The organism is Pseudoalteromonas rhizosphaerae (assembly GCF_902498845.1).
GTDB lineage: Bacteria > Pseudomonadota > Gammaproteobacteria > Enterobacterales > Alteromonadaceae > Pseudoalteromonas > Pseudoalteromonas rhizosphaerae.
The window spans coordinates 710,293-730,648 of the sequence record NZ_CABVLM010000001.1; the positions used below are offsets into that span (position 1 = coordinate 710,293).

15 protein-coding genes and 1 pseudogene are annotated in these 20,356 nt (G+C 40.5%); 10 read left to right on the top strand and 6 right to left on the bottom strand.

Annotation, left to right across the window (positions count from 1 at the left end; all coding sequences use genetic code 11):
• Positions 1-170: 170 nt before the first annotated feature.
• Entirely contained in the window at positions 171-3,035 is a 2,865-nt protein-coding gene (locus PSR9079_RS02910; RefSeq protein WP_149980359.1) for an FAD-binding and (Fe-S)-binding domain-containing protein, read from the top strand.
• A 13-nt stretch (positions 3,036-3,048) separates the two neighbouring features.
• Here the strand turns inward: PSR9079_RS02910 and PSR9079_RS02915 are convergent, their stop codons facing one another.
• Positions 3,049-4,239 carry an acyltransferase family protein gene (locus tag PSR9079_RS02915; protein WP_149980360.1) on the bottom strand — a complete coding sequence of 397 codons (1,191 nt, stop codon included), beginning with the start codon at positions 4,237-4,239 and terminating at the stop codon, positions 3,049-3,051.
• 298 nt (positions 4,240-4,537) lie between these two features.
• On the opposite strand from PSR9079_RS02915, the gene PSR9079_RS02920 reads away from it, so the two are divergent.
• Both PSR9079_RS02920 and PSR9079_RS02925 read left to right on the top strand, forming a co-directional pair.
• On the top strand, positions 4,538-6,136 hold the full coding sequence (locus PSR9079_RS02920; protein ID WP_425468832.1) for a sensor domain-containing diguanylate cyclase: 1,599 nt from the start codon (positions 4,538-4,540) through the stop codon (positions 6,134-6,136).
• A gap of 66 nt (positions 6,137-6,202) precedes the next feature.
• Positions 6,203-6,916: a M15 family metallopeptidase gene (locus PSR9079_RS02925; protein ID WP_149980361.1), complete on the top strand. Its 714-nt coding sequence runs from the start codon at positions 6,203-6,205 to the stop codon at positions 6,914-6,916.
• Here the strand turns inward: PSR9079_RS02925 and PSR9079_RS02930 are convergent, their stop codons facing one another.
• Positions 6,917-7,417, bottom strand: a complete 501-nt coding sequence (locus PSR9079_RS02930) for a hypothetical protein (RefSeq protein WP_149980362.1) — start codon at positions 7,415-7,417, stop codon at positions 6,917-6,919.
• Between the two features lie 122 nt (positions 7,418-7,539).
• On the opposite strand from PSR9079_RS02930, the gene PSR9079_RS02935 reads away from it, so the two are divergent.
• From PSR9079_RS02935 to PSR9079_RS02945, 3 genes are all read left to right on the top strand, one after another.
• Positions 7,540-11,547, top strand: a complete 4,008-nt coding sequence (locus PSR9079_RS02935; protein ID WP_149980363.1) for a rhombosortase-dependent M36 family metallopeptidase — start codon at positions 7,540-7,542, stop codon at positions 11,545-11,547.
• A gap of 362 nt (positions 11,548-11,909) precedes the next feature.
• Positions 11,910-12,119: a cold-shock protein gene (locus tag PSR9079_RS02940; RefSeq protein WP_058559473.1), complete on the top strand. Its 210-nt coding sequence runs from the start codon at positions 11,910-11,912 to the stop codon at positions 12,117-12,119.
• Between the two features lie 142 nt (positions 12,120-12,261).
• Positions 12,262-12,984, top strand: a complete 723-nt coding sequence (locus PSR9079_RS02945) for a substrate-binding periplasmic protein (RefSeq protein WP_149980364.1) — start codon at positions 12,262-12,264, stop codon at positions 12,982-12,984.
• A gap of 4 nt (positions 12,985-12,988) precedes the next feature.
• Here the strand turns inward: PSR9079_RS02945 and PSR9079_RS02950 are convergent, their stop codons facing one another.
• From PSR9079_RS02950 to udk, 3 genes are all read right to left on the bottom strand, one after another.
• Positions 12,989-13,690 (bottom strand): substrate-binding periplasmic protein, encoded by a 702-nt coding sequence (locus PSR9079_RS02950; RefSeq protein WP_149980365.1) that lies wholly within the window; start codon positions 13,688-13,690, stop codon positions 12,989-12,991.
• 193 nt (positions 13,691-13,883) lie between these two features.
• Positions 13,884-15,107, bottom strand: coding sequence for a NupC/NupG family nucleoside CNT transporter (locus tag PSR9079_RS02955; RefSeq protein ID WP_149980366.1), 1,224 nt, complete (start codon positions 15,105-15,107; stop codon positions 13,884-13,886).
• A gap of 18 nt (positions 15,108-15,125) precedes the next feature.
• Positions 15,126-15,755 (bottom strand): uridine kinase, encoded by a 630-nt coding sequence (gene udk / locus PSR9079_RS02960; RefSeq protein WP_149980367.1) that lies wholly within the window; start codon positions 15,753-15,755, stop codon positions 15,126-15,128.
• A 191-nt stretch (positions 15,756-15,946) separates the two neighbouring features.
• Here udk and PSR9079_RS02965 point away from each other — a divergent pair, with 191 nt between their 5' ends.
• Positions 15,947-17,179: a phosphopentomutase gene (locus tag PSR9079_RS02965; RefSeq protein WP_149980368.1), complete on the top strand. Its 1,233-nt coding sequence runs from the start codon at positions 15,947-15,949 to the stop codon at positions 17,177-17,179.
• Positions 17,179-17,880 (top strand): purine-nucleoside phosphorylase, encoded by a 702-nt coding sequence (gene deoD / locus PSR9079_RS02970; RefSeq protein WP_145238795.1) that lies wholly within the window; start codon positions 17,179-17,181, stop codon positions 17,878-17,880. Before PSR9079_RS02965 ends, deoD begins: the two co-directional genes overlap by 1 nt.
• Positions 17,881-17,913: 33 nt before the next feature.
• Here the strand turns inward: deoD and PSR9079_RS24225 are convergent.
• Positions 17,914-18,099, bottom strand: a pseudogene (locus tag PSR9079_RS24225) (hypothetical protein); the annotation flags it as partial.
• Between the two features lie 135 nt (positions 18,100-18,234).
• Between PSR9079_RS24225 and PSR9079_RS02980 the strand changes: the two are divergent.
• Positions 18,235-18,579, top strand: a complete 345-nt coding sequence (locus tag PSR9079_RS02980) for a four helix bundle protein (RefSeq protein WP_149980369.1) — start codon at positions 18,235-18,237, stop codon at positions 18,577-18,579.
• 308 nt (positions 18,580-18,887) lie between these two features.
• A complete protein-coding gene (locus PSR9079_RS02985) occupies positions 18,888-20,030 on the top strand; it encodes a serine hydrolase domain-containing protein (RefSeq protein WP_149980370.1) in 1,143 nt (380 codons plus the stop codon).
• Positions 20,031-20,356 lie beyond the last annotated feature (326 nt).

The following is a 20,356-nucleotide window of genomic DNA, read 5'->3' on the forward strand; positions in this document are numbered from 1 at the left end:
GCCTGATCATTACATAAATATTAAGAGTTAATAGTTATTTAGATGAAAAAAAATAATATTAGACGAGCTTTTATTAATGGTAATTCGCTCTTATTTCAAGTAATAATATATTCCATAATGCTTGGTGGGTCGCCAAGCGAGTAAATTAACAGAACGCAAAGGGGCAAATAATGGCAACAGCACTGACACTATTTCAACAACAACTCAGTGATAAGCTGCCAGCCTCGGCGTTTATTGAAGATTACCCTAGGCGCTATGCTTTTGGCACTGATGCCAGCTTTTATCGTTTAGTGCCGCAATTAATAGTACTGGTTGCTGATCAGCAACAAGCGCAACAGGTCATCAGTGCCGCTGCAACATATAAAGTTGCCATTACTTTTCGTGCCGCCGGTACTAGCCTATCAGGCCAAGCAATTACAGATTCTGTATTAGTGCTGCTTAGTGATTGCTGGTCTGGTTATCAAATTGAAGATAACGGCGCTGCTATTCGGTTAGAGCCAGCTATTATTGGTGCTCGCGCCAATGCCGTACTTGCGCCTTTTGGCCGTAAAATTGGCCCTGATCCCGCTTCAATCAATAGTTGTAAAATCGCTGGCATGGCAGCCAACAATTCATCAGGTATGTGCTGTGGCGTGGCACAAAATAGTTACCATACAGTAAAGGACATGACCTTAATCTTCGCTGACGGTACAGTGCTTGATACACGCAGTGAGCAAAGCCGTTCTAAATTTTTACATAGCCATAAACCGTTTATTAACGATATCACTGCGCTTGCCCAGCAGGTTACAAATAATCCTGAGTTGGCACAGCGTATCGCTCATAAATACCGCTTAAAAAATACCACGGGTTATGGTTTAAACGCGCTAATTGATTACACTGATCCGATTGAGATCATTAAGCATTTAATGATTGGCTCTGAAGGTACGCTGGGGTTTATTGCTGATATTACTTACCACACGGTGATTGAGCATGCTCATAAAAGCTCAGCGTTTATTATTTTTGATGATATAAGCCAAGTCTGTGAATTAGTAAAGCAGCTAGCAACGCTTGATGTAGCGGCGGTTGAGTTATTGGACAAGCGCTCGCTCCTGTGCGTCGCGCAGCATGACATCATGCCTAAAGATGTTCATAACTACCCAGCAGATAGTGCAGCATTATTAATCGAAGTACGTGCAGGAGACGCAACAAAATTAGTTAATTTACAACAACAAGTGGATCAGCTTGTCGCACATTTTAGCGCCCATCAATTAGCGATTATGGCGTTTTCAACAGATGCTAAGCGCAATGCATCATTATGGAATATTCGTAAAGGTACGTTCCCGGCAGTCGGTGCAGTGCGCGAAAATGGCACCACTGTGATCATTGAAGACGTGGCTTTTGAGCTGGATGTATTAGCTCAGGGTGTTAAAGCTCTGCATCAATTATTTGATAAATACAGTTACGATGAAGCGATTATTTTTGGCCATGCCTTAGCGGGTAATTTGCACTTTGTATTTACCCAAGCGTTCGATACACCAGCGCAAGTAGCGCGTTATGAGCAATTTATGCGGGACGTGTCGCAACTGGTGGCGGTTGAACTGAATGGCTCATTAAAAGCTGAGCATGGTACTGGGCGAAATATGGCGCCGTTTGTGGCAACTGAATGGGGCACTGATGGCTTTGCTGTGATGCAACGTATTAAACAATTGTTTGATAAAGACCACATTTTAAACCCAGGAGTGATCATCAATACCGATGAAAACTGCCATATTCAACATTTAAAAACCATGCCTAGCAGCGACGATATAATCGACAAATGTATTGAGTGTGGTTTTTGCGAAACCGTATGCCCATCAAAAGGACTCACCTTAACGCCGCGCCAACGTATTACGCTGTGGCGACGTCGCACTGAATTGGTTAATCAACTTAGTAACACCGGTGATATTAGCGAAAAACAGCACATTAATCGTCAGCTCAGCAGTATCGAAAAAGATTTTCAATATTTAGGTATTGATAGCTGTGCAGCAACCGGGCTGTGTGGCATGAAATGCCCCGTTGGTATTAACACCGGTGAATTTATAAAATCCCTGAGGGCAAAAAAGCAACTCAATGCAAAAGTGGCGCCGCGCATAGCCAGTTTTGCGGTCAAACATTTTGCGGTATTAGCAAATACAGCACGCTTTGGTTTAACCAGTATGGCGATGGTGCGAAACATCATTGGTGCACAGGCACTGCGTACTTTAACCAAACCTACTAATAAGCTGATTGGCACCCCACTTTATTATTCAGCGTGGCCAAGGGGGGAGCAGCCAATTAATCACAGCATAGTACAGGCACAACAGCCTGATAAAGTGGTTTATCTTCCCAGTTGTGCCAGCAGGGTGTTTGCAGCCGATGAGCAAGCGGATGATCGCCGCTCAATTATGCAAGTTATGCATAGCCTCGCGACTAAAGCGGGAATTGAACTGTTACTGCCGATGCAAATTAATGAGCTATGTTGTGGCATGCCCTTTGCGAGTAAAGGTTTACCTGAACAGGCAAAAAGTAAAGCTGAGCAGTTACTCGATATCGCGCAGCAGGTGTCTGAAAATGGTCGTTATCCGATTATTTTTGACGCCAGTCCATGTGCATTAACAAGCAATGAAGCAGCGCAACAGCGCGGTTTAACAGTACTCGAAAGCGCTGAGTTTGCTTATCAATATTTATTGCCTAAGTTGACCATCACAGCCCAACCCGAGCCGGTTATGTTACATGTTACCTGTAGTAGCAAACGCCGTGGCAGTGAACAACAACTTGTTGCCGTAGCTAAAGCATGCAGTAACGAAGTGATTATTCCAGCTGATATTGAATGTTGTGGCTTTGCCGGCGATAAGGGCTTTAACTTGCCAGAGCTAAATGCTAATGCATTGAAAACGCTGCGTAACCAAGTGCCTCAAAATTGCAGTAGCGGTATTTCTAATAGCCGCAGTTGTGAAATTGGCTTAACTCAGCACAGCGGTATTAACTACCAATCTGTGCTGTATTTATTAGATAAAGTGAGTCAAGCAGCCTCTTGATGAGGCTTAGACATTATACTTTCCAAAAAATCCCGCGTTTATAGCACGCATACATCACTAGATAAGAGGCGAGTAAAAATAGCAACGAATAGCTAAAAGAGCCTAAATAATTACCAAATAGCGGTTGTAATACTTGATTAAATATAGCACCTTTTAAACTTGTATCAGCCACTGGGATCATAATTAAAATACGCGCTACGATGCCAGCAAACATAAAGAACAAAATAGCGTTAGCGCCAAACACTAAAAACGGCGCACTCCACAAGCGAACTTTACGAATATCGAGAATATAGCTACACAGTGCATAGCATAACATCGCTAGTCCTGAGCTGATTATTACATAGCTTGGTGTCCATAGTGCTTTGTTTATTGGTATTAAAAGTGAAAGTAAGCACCCGCAAACAATGCTTGTAATAGCCACTAGGGTAAATATTCTGACTTGTTTGCCAAGGTTTTTTTCAGTGCTTATATAGTATCCGCACAATATTCCTGATAATGCCGTTGCAATTGCAGGTAAGGTTGAGAGTATTCCTTCTGGATCAAATGCTAAAGGTTTTGCTGTAGCATAGTAAACATGATTTGCACCGAGCAGTAAATTATCAAGCCAAGCGCTGAGGTTATTACCATGCAGCCACAGCCCTTTAACGATTTCACCGTTAGGCAATGAATAGGGCGTATATATCATTAATGCGCCGTACCCGATGAGTAAGCTAACAAAGGTAAGCGCAATATACTTTGGTTTTATATAAAGGTAACAAGCTAAGGCAATCAGATAAACTAGACCGATGCGTTGTAAAACGCCCATGATCCTAATACCTGCTAAACGTTCATCTAGCCAGCTGAAATTAGGATCGCGAAAATTATAGTAGAACAGGGCTAAAAACCAACCTAATGCAACTAGCTTTACCGTACGCACTACACCAGATCTGAGTATACTTTGTTTCGTAATTCCTTTTGCCTGCATGGCATTAACCGATAGTGTGATCGACATCCCAACAATAAAAATAAAAAATGGGAAAATTAAATCAGTGGGTGTTAGGCCATGCCAATCAGCATGTTTAAGCGGCCAGTACATATATAACCAATTCCCTGGGTTATTGACTAGAATCATCGCAGTGATAGTGAGCCCTCGCAGTACATCTAAGGCGAGCAAACGATGACTGGATAATTGTGACAATATATTCTGGCAGTGATGTTTAACCATAATGTTCTTTTATTTGTTATTTGTTTTTTAATTGTAATAATTTATTCATTTTGAGCAAGGTAAATTTTCTTCGCTTATTTTGTTAAAAGCGCAAACAGATAAATTGATTTTTCTATGGGGAAACAGCAATCGCTTAGTGCCAGCGATTAGAACAAGTAAAAGTTAATAAATACACTGTTAATTTGCGCTAAATCAAGTTAATCGTTGATTGACCTAGAGCTGGTGAGAGTAACTTGCTAGTATTGGGTGTTTAAATAACCGCCAAGGAAATACAAGGCCAGCATAGAGAAAAACTATTTTGCGAAGCCTTAAGAATATCAACCTTGATTTAAAAAAGTTAATCTTGTTTTTAGCTATTTCAGTGACTGTGATCACCTTTCTAAATGGCTTTTATTCCAGCTACCAAGTACAAAAACAGCAACTACAATCACAAACCTTAAAAAACCATAATGCGTATGCCGCTAAACTTGTCTCTGCCACTGACCGGTTTCTACTGGCTGCTCAGCAGCAACTCGCTTATTCAGCAAAAATCCTTGCTATCCAGTTTAATGATGCAAACACTCTCGCACAAGAAACGCAGCGTCTTCGGTTGCAAACTGATAGCTTTAATTCAACCGTTGTCGTTGACAAAGATGGCGTAGTTTTGGGGCTCTCGCCATTGAGTCTAAAGCTCAAAGGACAGCTATTAGAAAGTGATGGCGCAAAACAAGCGTTAGCGAAGAAAAAGCCAATGATCAGTGAGCCTTATATTTCTGCGGCAGGGAATCTCATAATATTTATTTCGCATCCGATATTTAACTCTCAAGATGAATACCTTGGTTATATAGGTGGGACATTATATCTAAAACAAAAAGGGATTTTACATGACTTACTGCAAGTACATTTTCATAAAGACGGCTCATATATCTACGTTGTTGATAAGAGTAGGCGCTTACTTTATCACCCTGATGTTGCTCGGATTGGTGAACAAGTTTTTGGCAATCCAGTGATCGAAGCGGTGCTAAGAGGTGAAAGCGGCACTAGGCAGTTAATTAATAGTCAAAACATTGCCATGCTGGCAGGTTATGCACCATTAAAAAGTGCCTCTTGGGGCATTGTCACACAACGACCATTAGGCGCTTCATTTGCGCCACTAGATGGTTTGATGATGAATGTTCTATATCGAACCCTGCCAGTAGGGTTGGCAACTTTTATATTTATTTGGGTGCTAGCTCGATTAATTTCACAGCCTTTAAGGCAACTTGCAGAAACGGCTAAAACACTTGATAACCCGTCAACTTCGCAACAGTTAAAGCAAGTGCGGTCTTGGTATTATGAAAGCTCTGAACTGCGTTTAGCTATGCTAAAAGGAGTCGGCTTATTACAAAACCAGATTGGTCTATTACAGCATGAAGCACAAACAGATCCACTTACGGGCTTACATAACCGACGTAGCCTGGAGTTCATGTTAGATCAATTAACTTTACAGCAAACGTCTTTCACTGTGCTTGCTATCGATATTGATTTTTTTAAGCGTGTTAATGATGAGTTTGGCCATGATATTGGTGATATTGTTTTGCAATCGTTGGCTACGATTATTGTTGATGTAACCCGTGAAAATGATTTTGTTGCACGTACGGGAGGAGAGGAGTTTATTGTTATATTACCAAATATTAACGCCAAGTCAGCTTATCTACTTGCGGAACGATTACGCATGCGTGTATCAGAAACAATCATCGAACCAGTAGGAAGTATCAACATATCAATAGGTATTTCTGGCTGGCCACTGATGCAATTGAGTGTTGAAGAGATACTCAAACAAGCGGATCAGGCTTTATACAAAGCGAAAAAAACTGGCCGTAATCGATGCATTATCGATTCTCAGTTTATCCAATCTGAGTTTGTCGAACAGCAATAATTTATTGGCAATGGCTTTTAACTATGCAATATTACTAGCCTGTTTTTAATGTTATAGGCTACTACAATGTTGTTAAATATCAGTTTTAAACTAATATCACTGCTTGGAATACATGCTTTAAGCAGTACAGCAATTGCCCATGACGCTAACGCTAAATATCCCGACCCAACTCAAAGCCATCGTAGTGAGTTTGTTGATGTGGCAACGTTAATACCAACTGCATTCTTTGATATCCGCTATTTTAGTGGGCAAAACTTTGTCGGTAAACCAATCGAAGGCTATAACGCACCTAAATGCTTATTACATAAAACGGCAGCCGCAGCGCTGGTAAAAGCGCATTCTCAAGCTGAGCAAGCTGGTTATAATTTTAAAATCTACGATTGTTATCGGCCACAACGTGCCGTTGACCACTTTGTGCGTTGGGTTAACGACGCAACTGACACAAAAACTAAAGCAGCGTATTACCCTAATTTAGGAAAAGACCAGTTACTCGGTGATTATATCGCAGCTAAATCAGGCCACAGCCGTGGTTCAACAATCGATTTAACTTTGACAGATAGTCAAGGCAAAGGATTAAATATGGGCTCATTGTTTGATATGTTCGATACCATTTCAAATACTGACGACCCGCGTATAACGCATGACCAACAAGCGAATAGGTATAAACTGAAAAATCTTATGCTTGCCGCTGGATTTTCACCTTACGCAATGGAGTGGTGGCACTTTACCTATCAGCCGCAAGCCTACCCGAATACCTATTTTGACTTTGTGGTCGAGTAATTAAAACTGCTCCTCAATGGGTGAATAATTAATTGCGATTTCAATAGTATCAATAACGGTATATTGCTTTAAATCACTTATTGTTGATTTCAAGTCGGTATTTTTATCGACTAGGAATTGATAGGTGTGCTTGGTAATTTTTTTTGTGTTGTACGTACTTTTGAGTGCTAGCGGAATATCGTCGCTTTTCAAGGTGATAAACACGGCTCCAGTGACAATTCCTTGCTCCGATGTCGCGTGATTATGGACAGTTGTTCCTTTAAGTAATTTATCCGTTTTATAGCTAATCTTTTCCCCGTTATTATTAATTGAATTGCTAACTAAAAGTGTTGTTTCTACATTCTTTAGTTTTTGTGAAGTATTTAAAGCTACTTCTTGAGCTTTTTCATTGCTAGTATTGATGCTGTTTTCGGTACTATCAGTTAGTGTTTCATTTTTTTTACATCCACTTATTAGTGCGATTGTAATTATAACTAGTTGTAATTTAAAGTTATTTGACATTTTTTAAATTTCTCCATTTACCTTTGTTTACATTTGGCTTTCTTTGGTTAACATCATTAGTGTACATTGTTCTTGGTTGTGAATGTTAACCAAATTAAAATTATAACAACAGGGGATTATTAATGTATCAATTTAAAGTAACGGCCGTTGCTTCGATGGTTACGGCTATTTTGGCATCGACTCAAGTACAAGCTACTGAGCAAACTCGATTTTTTAATGCGCCAAGCGTCAGCTCTCAAGTTCAATTTAATCCACAAATAACCCAGCAACGTGCATTAGCTGAACGTAGAACAGTATCGGGGCATGATTCAATTTTTGATGCTCAGCTTGGCAAGGCAACGTTTCTTTGGCAAGCCGTTGGTCAAGCAAAACCTAATATGTCAGTTGTTTTACCTGAACAAAGAAATGCATACGCTGCAGATTTTTATTTAAATGCTTTAACCGGTTTCAGTACTAGTAAAAAAGGGACGTCAAACGCAGTTCTTGCAGATTTATCTAAACAAAAAAGTGGTTCTGTAACGGCTAAATATAAACAACAAGTTCATGGCGTAGAAGTTTTTAATCGTGAATATAACCTTATCATGGATAAGGAACATAACTTGGTGGCAGGATCAGGCTATTTTGCTAACACAAGTGCAAATACTAAACGTTCATTAGCACCATTAGCTGATTTTGTTGGTGCTGAGCAGAGCATTAAACAAGCGATTAAAAAGCTAGCAGATATTAATGTATCCCTTACAAAATCAACTGAACAAGGCGATTACGTTAAATACACTGTAACTAATCAAAGTGGTGATAAAGTTGTAGTTGGCCAGCCGCGCGCTAAAAAAGTATTCTTTGAGGTTAATGGTCAACTTGAATCAGCTTATTATGTTGAAGTTGAAGTCGCAGATAAGAACAGTTTAGAAAGTGACTACTTCAGCTATGTTATTGGTGCAAAAAACAGCAAAGTATATTTCAAAAAAGACCTGAAAGCGCATGCTGCTGATTTTAACTACCGTGTCTGGGCTGATGCAGATGGTTACCCATGGGAAGGCCCACATGGTGATGTTATTCCTGCTGACGGTCCTGATCAAACAGATGAAACCGAAATCCTTGATGCACCGATAGTGAGCCTTTCTTATTACAGTAAGTTAAGCACCATGGATCCATGGCTTACTGATGATGCTACAACTACATCTGGTAATAACGTATTTGCATATGCCGACGTTATAGCACCACAAGGTTTCACTGAAGGTGACTTCACTGCTGAAACAACCTCAGATTTTACATTTGATTACCCCTATCAAGTTGATCAAGTCGCAAACAGTTACGACAATCGCAAAGCGGCAATTGTAAACTTATTCTACATGAATAACTTTTTGCACGACTTCTTCTATGATCATGGTTTTAATGAAACTTCGAATGTAGCTCAGCTCTCTAACTATGAGCGCGGTGGCATTGAAGGGGATCCTATTGAGGCTCAAGCGCAAGATAATAGCGGTTTAGATAATGCTAATATGGCAACACCAGCTGATGGTGCAAGTCCACGTATGCAAATGTATTTGTATAATAGTAAAGATGCAAAAGTAGGCACAGACTTTGGTGTGGTTGTAACCTCTGACGCAACTATTGGAGTTCTTGAGTCTTCTAAAGTCTCGGGCTTTGGGCAATTTCAATTTGCTGATGTTACAGCTGAAGTTGTACGTTTGGTTGATGGTAATGACACTGATTCAGGTAGCGTTTTCGATGGCTGTGAGCCTGCAACTAATGGCGCAGAGTTAGCTGGAAAAATTGCCCTAATTGATCGTGGTTCGTGTAACTTCACAGCAAAAGTTTTACATGCTCAAGAAGTTGGAGCAATCGGCGCAATTGTTGTAAACAACGTTCCAGACACTGATGAGCCTGCGGCTATGGGCGGTGAAGATGATGCGGTGTTAATTCCTAATATGGGTCTTAACTTTGCTGATGGTCATCTGATGTATGACTCTATAAGTGCTGGTAATACAGTTACTGTTAATATGTTCAATAATGCCAAGTTAAAAGATGGCACACTTGATAACGGTATTATTGCTCATGAATGGGGCCACTATATTAGTAATCGTTTAGTTGGTAACTCTGCGGGTCTAATTAACTTCCAAGGCCGTGCAATGGGTGAAGGCTGGGGTGATTTCCACTCCCTGATGTTTATTGCTAAAGCTGATGACATCAACATCACAGGTAACGACAAGTTTCAAAAAGCATACGGCAGTGGTACGTTTGTTGAAGACTTCTACTATGGTATTCGTCGTGTACCATACTCTACAAATAAAGAAGTTAATCCGCTTTCATTCCGTCATATTACTGAAAATGCAGGTGCAGATGTAGGCATTTCACCAACAAGTGTAGCCTCTCCACATGCTGCGGGTGAAATTTGGGCGACTATGCTTTGGGAAAGTTATGTAGCATTAATCAATGAACATGGTTTTGAAGAAGCACAAAATCGCATGGCTAACTACCTTGTTGCAGGCTATAAATTAACACCAATTGCGCCTTTATATACTGAAGCACGTGATGCGATATTAGCGGCGGCATACGCTGTTGATACCAAAGATTATGAGCTTATTTTAGGTGCATTTGCTAAGCGCGGCATGGGTTTAGGTGCTGTAGCGCCAGATCGTTTCAGTGAAGATTTAACGGGCGTTGTAGAATCTGACAAGATGGAACTGGCTAGCTTTAACCTCAAAGATGTGGCTATTGATGCAAACTACAATGGTGCAGAGCTAGGCTTTTGTTCAAATGACGGTATTGTCGATAAAGGTGAAACGGCCACATTAACTGTGAGTATTACAAATACTGGTAGTAAAATGCTTACTGGTACGCAAGCTCAACTGACTGTGGTCAGTGATCATGATGTGACATTTGAAAATGATGGTTTAGTTACATTTGCTGACACAATGCCATTTTCGACTGCAACGAGTTCACCCCTTAAGTTTACCTTAAATGAATCAGGTACAGCTGAAAACTTAGAAATTGAAGTATCATTCCCAGAGTTATCTGCTGACGATGAAATTGTTGAAGCTGCCACTGAAAAAGTTACTTATTCGGTCAACATGGCTTTTAAAGAAAAACAGCCAGTCGGCGCGCAAACTATGGATAACATGGAAGTAGCGAGAGCATCATTATATGATCTAAAAGAAAATGTAATGATCGGTGGTGATTTAGCTAAAGGTACACAAAGCATGGCAGCTGATGATAATGTTGCCTTTTTCAACAGCTTTGGTTTTGAGCTTGGTGAGCAAACGATGTTCTTGCAGAACAACGATTTCCAATCAGATGTAGCGATAGAAACTAAAGGATTTGATATTGGCTTTGCAGGTGACTTTGAGGTGTCATTCTGGCATTTTTATCGTATTGAAAACGAGTGGGATGGTGGTGTTGTTGAAATTAGCGTCAATGGTGGTAGCTGGGTTGATGTGACTGAAATGGGTGGTACATTTAATCGAGGTTACGATGGTCCGCTAATTGAGAATGACTCCCAAGCTATCCAAGAGCGTGATACGTTTACAGGTAACAACATCAATCAGGGCAACGTATACGGTAACTACGAAACAATTAATTTTGGTAGTGAACTCAATGGTAATAGAGCAAAACTACGCTTTCGCCTTTCATCAGATGGCGCTGTTGGTGATTTAGGATGGTGGATTGATAACCTTACATTTAACAATGTAACAACGCCAATCTTCTCAGCAGTAATTGCTGGCGATGCAGTCGCATGTGATAACGCAGCTCCTATAGTAACAGTTACTGGTGAGTTAGGTATTACGGAATCAGTAACCAGTACTTTAAATGCTGTAGCCACGGATAGAAATGCAGATGAACTTACTTATGCATGGACACAGGTAAGCGGCACAACCGCAACACTATCTAATGCAGATACTGCGGTACTTAGCTTTACTCCAGGCGCAATCACAAGTGACGAAGAAGTCGTGTTCGAAGTTGCGGTCAGTGATGGCACCGTATCGGTTACCGAGCAAGTAACGGTTGCCGTAAGTAACGAAGCAGAACCTGTGGTTGAAAAGCCTAAATCGAAATCAAGTAGCGGTAGCCTGAGCTTCTTGATGTTATTACTTACTCCATTAGCAATATTTGGTCGTCGCCGTAAGCGTTAATCATAATATTAGTAACGATTAAGAAAAGCCCTTGCAGTTAGCTGCAAGGGCTTTTTTATTGATCGTATTTACAAGCCATTATAAAAACGCATGTTACCGCTGCGTGCTGTGTTTTTAGTTTTGAATTTACTACAGGTTGGCTCATGGCTGAGTATATATTAATTAATAAATGGGTTGACATAACTTATTAACCCTGTATAGTTTGCTGCAGCTAGAAAGAAAGCATGAAAGCTATAAATCTCCATTTCGATGTTGTATAAGTAATACTTGTAGTACCGTCCTGAAGTTTTTAAAGTACCATCTCATTTTTTGCTACACCGCTCATTAGAGCAATTATTTTATTTTTATATCAGGATATTACAATGTCTAACATCGTATCAGGTACAGTTAAGTGGTTCAACGAGTCTAAAGGTTTTGGTTTCATCGAGCAAGAAAATGGCCCAGACGTTTTCGCACATTTCTCAGCAATCAAAAGCGAAGGTTTCAAAACTTTAGCTGAAGGCCAACGTGTAGAGTTCACTCTTTCACAAGGTCAAAAAGGTCCACAAGCAGAGAACATCACTGCTGTATAATTTTACCTTTTAGGTAGAATAAAAAAAGCAAGCTTAGGCTTGCTTTTTTGTGTTTGAAAATTGACGTAACTTGCTCCCCCTCCTATTCTTTATCTATTATTATTCTGTAACGAGATAGATTATCTACCGATTACTTATCCTAGTGTTTAGCCTTGGATTCACTTTTACTTGCGCTGCAAAGCCAATAATTACTATTTTTACTGAACAGTTTCCCCCTTATAATTTTTCGAATAAAGGGCAGCTGCAAGGGATTAATTTAGATATTGTGCGTACGTTGTGTGAGCTTTCACAAGTGGAGTGCAAATTTGAGCTGTTGCCTTGGGCAAGGGCATACGATTTAGTGCAAAAAAATCAGCTCTCAGGGCTAGTATCAACCGCTCGCAGTGCTGAGCGAGAAGATTTATTTTACTGGGTTGGCCCGTTGGTTTCTTCACGTACATTTTTTTATCGCCTTCGTGATAACAAACACATTAATCCAACTGATATTACTCAAGTTAGTGCATACACCTTAGGTGTCGTTAGAGGCAATATTTATGAGGGGTTAGTGGAGAGTATTGGTTTCCAACAAGATAAAAACTTATTAAAAGTAGCTCATCACTATGAGTATATGAACTTATTTTTTAAAAATAAAATCGATTTAATTCTCGGCTCAGAGTTTGCCTTAGATTACCAACTACAGCAATTTGGTCACGGTGGTAAAGAAGTCGTCAAACTTGTTGAGCTGCCAGTAAATACATTACAGGGTAATTATTTAGTTTTTAATAAAGAGATGCCTATCGAGATAGTTGAGCGCTTCAATGAGCAGTTAGAAAAACTTAAAGCGGTGGATAACTTTGACGCTTATCGGCATCGTTATGTACAATAGCTAGTTAATGAGCTGTTATTAATTGACGGTATTTTTCAGTACTTTTAACCTTTAAAAAAGCCTGCTGCAGTGCTTTTATAATATCTTCATCAGTATTGATATTTGCAGCTAAGTAACCAGCTACTGCCAGTCCTTCTATGGCATGTACGAACGTCAGTGCGTTAGCATTGATCGCTAGCTGCTCACTCATTGAAGCTAGATAATTAGCATCGTCGACTACCAGATCAACTTTTCTTGCCAGTAGTAACTGATATGACTTTTGAATATCAGTGGTCAGCAATACTTCGAAACCACGTTTTACTAATACTTGCGATGCAAGATCATGGCGCTGTACGGCAATTTTATATTGCTTGGCTTGCTCTGTATTATCAAAGTTAATATCACTGCGCTCAGAGAGTTTTACAAAGCCCATTTCAAACTGTGCTACTGGCCCAATCCAATGAAACAGTGTTTCGCGCTCCGTAGTGCGTGCCATACTGTAAATAACCGCCATTTTATAAGCACGTGCCCAAGGGTACATGTTGATTGGGGCATTGAGCTTAGCCTCTAAAATAATCATATTTACTAACTCAGTACTATAACCAGTTACCTGATTATTCAGCAAAACTTGATTCGGCGGTGACAACTCGGTCACAACCATTAAGTTTTGATGGGCAATGCTTTGGGCACTGATACAAAGAAGTAGCAAATGAATAAATAGCCGCATTTATTTTCTCTTTTTGGCGATAGAACTTTGAGTATAGCAATAACTAAGAAAAGTATTATGAAAGTAAACAGTGAATTAAAAACGATAAAAGGGCCATAAAGGCCCTTTGTGAAGTATCGTTCAAGTAAGATAAGTCTTTAACCCCTTAAAGGCTTACCCTATTGTTTTGCAACCAAGGCTCATCTCAAAGTTTCTAAGCTAGCGAGAGGAAAAAACCTGCAATTGCGGCGCTCATAAGGTTAGCCATAGATCCTGCTAACACTGCTCTGAGCCCTAAGCGTGCGATATCCTTTCGCCGACTAGGCGCCATACCGCCTAATCCACCTAGTAAAATGGCTATCGATGATAAGTTAGCAAACCCACATAACGCGAATGTGACAATCGCTTGTGTGTGCGCACTTAACGTATCGCGATAATTCATAAAGTCTAAATAAGCAACAAACTCGTTTACTACTAATTTTTGACCAATAAAGCTACCAGCTATAATTGCTTCACTCCACGGTACACCTAGTAACCAGGCAACCGGCGCAAATATATAACCTAAAATTTCTTGTAATGTTAGGGTTGGATAATCAAACCAACCACCAATACCACCTAATAAACCGTTTAGCAGCGCTATTAAAGCTACAAATGCGAGTAACATTGCGCCTACATTCAAGGCTAAATGCATACCGTTTGCTGCACCTGATGCTGCTGCATCAATTACGTTAACCGGCTTGTCTTCGTCAAGCTCTAAATCAGCTAAAGTATCTTTTGGTGTTTCGGTCTCTGGCACAATCATCTTGGCCATTAAGAATCCACCGGGTGCTGCCATAAAGCTGGCTGCAATTAAATACTTAAGCTCTACACCAATAATCACGTAACCGGCCATTACTGAGCCCGCTACCGTTGCTAAGCCACCGACCATCACTGCAAATAACTCTGACTTAGTCATCGTTGCAATGAACGGCTTAACAATCAGTGGCGCTTCAGTTTGACCAACAAAAATGTTTGCGGTTGCTGAAAGCGACTCAGTGCGTGAGGTTTTCAACAGCTTTTGTAAACCACCGCCTAATATTCTAATTATCCAATCCATAATGCCTAAGTGATATAACACAGCAACTAATGCTGAGAAAAACACAATAACTGGCAATACCTGAATAGCAAAAATAAACCCTAACGTATCCTGATTTGCTAACGGTCCAAATAAAAAACTGATCCCATCATTAGCAAACCCGATCACTGATGATACGGCTTTTGACATGCCAACTAATGCATTTTTGCCTGCGTCTGAAAACAGGACAAAACCACCAATTATAAATTGCAGGGCAAAAGCGATACCGACAGTTCTTAAACTAATTGCTTTGCGATTTGTCGAAGCCGCAAATGCAATGCCTAGCAGCATACACATGCCGACTAAGCTCATAAATGTTGTCATCTTTGCTTATTCCCGTTGTTATTTTTGCAGTAAATATTTTATTTTACTTTTAATTATATCAATCGCAACACGATTCATACCACCACGTGTAACCACTAAATCAGCATTGTGCTTTGAAGGCTCAATAAACTGATAAAACATCGGTCTCACTGTAGCTTGATATTGTTCAACAACGGACTGTAATGTTCTGCCTCGTTGCTCCATATCACGTTGCATACGGCGCATCAGGCAAATATCAAGCGGTGTATCAATAAACACTTTGATATCAAATTCTTTACGTAGCGCTTTATCACTAAGCAATAAAATCCCTTCAACTATGAGAATTTCTGCTGGCATCACAGTGCGTGTTTTGTCACTGCGAGTATGCTGCGCATAATCATAGGTAGGTACTTCTACCGCTTCGCCATCACGTAACTGTGTTAAATGCTTACACATTAACTCATGTTCAAACGCATCAGGGTGGTCGTAATTCGTTTGCGTACGATGATCAAACGGCAGATGCGATTGGTCTTTATAGTACGCATCTTCTTCAATCACGGCGATGGCGCCTGGTTCAAGCTCATTTACCAATTCATTGTAAATTGTTTGGCTAAAAAGAGATTTGCCAGACGCAGAAGCGCCAGCAATGGCTATTATTGTTCGTGTCACTAAAGTTCTCATCCACACAGAAGGATACATTGTTGGTAGATCACAATAGCAAAAAAGACACGAATAATCTCTCTTGCTTCGCTTTAAGGGGTGAAATTTATAATGTTTAGGTTTTATGAAACAGGACTTATGTCCTGTACGTTAAAAAGCACAAAAATATAAAGTAGCTACATTGGATAATCGAGGTGAGTATGGCAAGAGCAATTATATTAATGGCAGATAGCCTAGGCATAGGTGCAGCACCAGACGCTGATAAGTTTGGCGACTTGGGCGCAAACACTTTTGCACATTTGCTTAAAGCATACTTTGAAGAAACCGGCGAACGGCTATCACTACCTAATTTATCGTTATTAGGTTTAGTTGATGCATGTGAAGCTGCAGGCAACGAACCGTGCCTTGTTAGCGACCGCCAAACACCGATTGCTGCTTGGGGTTACGCTAAAGAGCTTTCTAGCGGTAAAGATACCCCATCAGGTCATTGGGAAATGGCCGGTGTACCGGTGTTATTCGATTGGGGATATTTCCCTAAAACACAACCGAGTTTTCCACAACAGTTAATTGACGAGCTGATTGCTCGTACCGGTATCCCAGGGATTTTAGGCAACTGCCATGCCTCGGGTACTACTATTTTAGAACAGCTAGGTGAAGAGCACGTAAAAACAGGTAAACCAATCTGTTACACCTCAGCTGATAGCGTGTTTCAAATAGCCGCGCATGAACAAACTTTCGGTCTAGAAAAACTTTATCAGGTCTGCGAAATCACACGGGCGCTGCTTGATGAAATGAACATAGGACGAGTGATTGCGCGGCCATTTTTGGGTTCCAATAATCAAGACTTTGCCAGAACGGGCAATCGTCGAGATTATTCAGTGTTACCGCCAGCGCCAACATTGCTAGACAAACTAGCCGATGACGGTGGTGAAGTGATTAGTATAGGGAAGATATCTGACATCTATGCACATCAAGGTATTACCCAAAAACACAAAGCCCCAGGCTTACAAAACTTGTTAGCAAAAACCACTGAGGTAATGGCATCAGCGCCAGATCACAGTTTGATATTTACTAACTTAGTTGATTTTGATGAAAAATTTGGTCATCGCCGCGACCCTGTTGGGTATGCAAAAGCGCTTAAACAGTTGGACGATTACTTACCAACGATACTTAAGCAGCTTAAAGCCGACGACGTACTAATTATTACGGCGGATCACGGTTGTGATCCAACATTCCCGGGCAGTGAGCACACCCGCGAATATGTGCCTGTACTTGCTTATCAGGTAGGGCTTGAAAATACCCCGCTTGGTGAACGTGCTAGTTTTGCAGACATAGGTCAAACACTTGCCCAGTGGTTTAACTTACCTGCACTTGAATATGGCGATGGCTTTATTGATAAGCTTAACGCGCTAAAAGTAAAAGGAAACGAATAATGAGTACTCCACATATTGACGCAAATAATGGCGATTTTGCACAAACGGTATTAATGCCGGGTGATCCATTACGTGCGCAATACATTGCTGAAAATTTTCTTGATGATGCTGTAAAAGTAACCGGCGTTCGTAACATGTATGGTTTTACTGGCACTTATAAAGGTAAACCAGTAAGCATTATGGGTTCTGGTATGGGCATTCCATCAATGTCGATTTATGCACGCGAATTAATCGTCAGCTACGGCGTTAAAAACCTAATTCGTATCGGCACCTGTGGCGGTATTGGTAGCGACATTAAAATTCGTGACGTTATTTTTGCACAAGGCGCAAGCACAGATTCAAATGTAAACCGTGCGCGTGTACGTGGTTATGATTTCTCAGCAATTGCTGATTTTGATTTACTATTAAACGGCGTTAATGCAGCAAAAGAGCTAGGTATTAAAGCGAAAGTGGGTAACGTATTTACCACCGACACATTTTATCAAGCCGATAACAGCTTTTATCAAGAACTTGATAAACTAGGTATGTTAGCGGTAGATATGGAAACAGCCGGTTTATACGGCGTTGCTGCTGAATATGGCGCAAAAGCCATGGCATTATTTACCGTGAGTGACCACGTGATCACTGGTGAAGCAACCCCAAGTGAAGAGCGTCAAAGCACCTTCAATGAAATGGTTAAAATTGCCTTAGAGTCAATCTAAGCGTAATAAACAAAAAGTTCCTTGGTAACGTATTCACTCGTTTGGAGACACGCCCAAATACAGTGAGACTAACCTCCAAAGCCGCCTAGTTAAACTAAGCGGCTTTTTTTGTGGGGAAAAGCTAGCGAGGGGAAAGTTAGCAAGGGTAAAGTTAGCAAGGGTAAAGTTAGCAAGGGTAAAGTTAGCGAGGGTAAAGTTAGCGAGGGTAAAGTTAGCGAGGGTAAAGTTAGCGAGGGTAAAGTTAGCGAGGGTAAAGTTAGCGAGGGTAAAGTTAGCGAGGGTAAAGTTGTACCTTTAATGTTATTTTTTGATTTTTTGTACTATAAATATATAAAACACTGAATAATTTATATTATGAATTTTGAGCGACTAGATGTATGGAAACGATCAGCGGCACTATCAGTAGCTGTATTTAAACACTTTAAATCAAGTCATGAGCGAGGTTTAAAAGATCAAATAACCCGTTCTAGCTTGTCAATATCATCGAATATAGCGGAAGGCTATGAAAGAATGTCTTCGAAAGATTGTGTTCGTTTTTTGTATTACGCCAAAGGCAGTTGTGGTGAATTGAGGTCTCAACTTTATATATCTATGGAAATAGGAGAAATCGATTCGAATACGGCATTTCAGTGGATCAATGAAACAACCGAATTATCTAAAATGCTGGGCGGATTAATTAAAGTGATAAGTAAAAGCTGAGCTGTTAGGGAGGGGTAGCTAGCGAGGGTAAAGTCTGAGCTAGTACAGGTAATGTTAGTGGGAGTAAAGTGGATTAGTCGCCATTTAACCTGACACTTTCACAGGTAGAGTTATATCAAATCTGACAGTCTCTTGTGTACGTGAAGCGGATATTTCGCATTCTCTATCATACAAATACAGTGTACAGTTATCCAGCTGAAAACATTGATAGTGTGATACGAAAAATCTGAAATGCTAATTTATCTCACATATCAGTTCACATGGAAAGCAAACGTTTTTACACGAAAACAATTAGATAGGGATAACTCATGCACAGATTAGTTCAGGCGCTCACTATTGGCCTACTACTAAATTCAGGTAAAGCTGTTGCACAAAATAATCAGATAATGCTTTTAGAAAAAAGAATGGACGCTATTGCCGAAAAGAGCATTAGCCCAGATGGGCCTGGATGTTCTATAGGTATAATTCAGAACAGAGAGTTTATATTCAAAAAGAGCTATGGACTAGCTAATGTTGAACACCAAATACCGCTCAGTAGTCAATCGGTATTCAGAATGGCGTCGGTATCAAAGCAATTTACAGCTTTCGCTGTTTTGCTGTTAGCTGATGATGGCGCCATCGCGCTCACTGACGATATTCGCCAGCATTTGCCAGAATTAAAAGAATATGGAAAAAAGATCTCCATCAACTCACTACTCGGACATTTCAGCGGTTTGGGCGATTTTGAAGATCACCTAAGTACACTTCGTGAGTCTTCCTTAAGCGGCTTTTTTATTGGGAGTGAACAGTTCGTATCAAATTCAGAGTACTATTCTGTCATTAAAGACTTTCCGCTTGTACATGAACCTGATACCACTATGGAATACAGTAATCACGGGTATATCATTCTGGCAAAATTAGTTGAACGAATAAGTGGATTGACGATACGCGAATTCACCAATAAGCGTATATTTAAGCCCCTTGGTATGAATCATACGTTTTTTTCAGATAGCGCCGAAGAGATTATTCCTAACCGAGCATCCGGATACCGTTCGCCTGAAGCAGGAAAACAACGCAATCATTTGACTGCTTTACACACAATTGGTGATGGAGGCTTATTCAGCACCATAGATGACATGCTGATATGGGATAATCACTTTAATGATCCTAAGTTGGGCAAAGATCCTAAAGCGTTAATTGCGCTAATGAATAAGCCAAATGTGAATGTGCCAGAGAGCGATGAGGGGAAATGGTACTACGCCAATGGGCAAAATACCGATGGTCGCTATTTTTTCCACAACGGTGGTTGGGTTGGAACAGGCACCAGCTACATTCGAAGACCAGACACCCAAACGTCTGTTGTTGGAATGTGCAATTCGGTGTCACTAAGTGTAAATGATTTTACTTATGCAACCTTTGAGATATTGGCTGATTTAAAGTTGTGGGACGGGGAAGACCCTTCGGTATACTGAAATAAAAAGCGTAAATGGGTAAAATAACAGCTATCGCTGACAGGCTCGAATTTAAAAGACAAGTTGAACGTCCGCAAATTGTCTGAAGCGGCCTGTCAGATGGTATCTAAACCAGCAAATAAAAGTGTCAGATCAGATATGAGCCACTACAAGTAAAGAGACGAAGTACTTGACTACCGCGTTTAAAAATTCATTCTGATAAAACTCGCAAACTCGCAAACTCGCAAACTCGCAAACTCGCAAACTCGCAAACTCGCAAACTCGCAAACTCGCAAACTCGCAAACTCGCAAACTCGCAAACTCGCAAACTCGCAAACTCGCAAACT

What these genes read in the sequence shown, in the direction of transcription:
- PSR9079_RS02910 (WP_149980359.1), top strand. Translation starts at nt 171, where the DNA reads ATGGCAACAGCACTGACACTATTTCAACAACAACTCAGTGATAAGCTG.
- PSR9079_RS02915 (WP_149980360.1), bottom strand. Translation starts at nt 4,239, where the DNA reads ATGGTTAAACATCACTGCCAGAATATATTGTCACAATTATCCAGTCAT.
- PSR9079_RS02925 (WP_149980361.1), top strand. Translation starts at nt 6,203, where the DNA reads ATGTTGTTAAATATCAGTTTTAAACTAATATCACTGCTTGGAATACAT.
- PSR9079_RS02930 (WP_149980362.1), bottom strand. Translation starts at nt 7,417, where the DNA reads ATGTCAAATAACTTTAAATTACAACTAGTTATAATTACAATCGCACTA.
- PSR9079_RS02935 (WP_149980363.1), top strand. Translation starts at nt 7,540, where the DNA reads ATGTATCAATTTAAAGTAACGGCCGTTGCTTCGATGGTTACGGCTATT.
- PSR9079_RS02940 (WP_058559473.1), top strand. Translation starts at nt 11,910, where the DNA reads ATGTCTAACATCGTATCAGGTACAGTTAAGTGGTTCAACGAGTCTAAA.
- PSR9079_RS02950 (WP_149980365.1), bottom strand. Translation starts at nt 13,690, where the DNA reads ATGCGGCTATTTATTCATTTGCTACTTCTTTGTATCAGTGCCCAAAGC.
- PSR9079_RS02955 (WP_149980366.1), bottom strand. Translation starts at nt 15,107, where the DNA reads ATGACAACATTTATGAGCTTAGTCGGCATGTGTATGCTGCTAGGCATT.
- PSR9079_RS02965 (WP_149980368.1), top strand. Translation starts at nt 15,947, where the DNA reads ATGGCAAGAGCAATTATATTAATGGCAGATAGCCTAGGCATAGGTGCA.
- deoD (WP_145238795.1), top strand. Translation starts at nt 17,179, where the DNA reads ATGAGTACTCCACATATTGACGCAAATAATGGCGATTTTGCACAAACG.
- PSR9079_RS02980 (WP_149980369.1), top strand. Translation starts at nt 18,235, where the DNA reads ATGAATTTTGAGCGACTAGATGTATGGAAACGATCAGCGGCACTATCA.
- PSR9079_RS02985 (WP_149980370.1), top strand. Translation starts at nt 18,888, where the DNA reads ATGCACAGATTAGTTCAGGCGCTCACTATTGGCCTACTACTAAATTCA.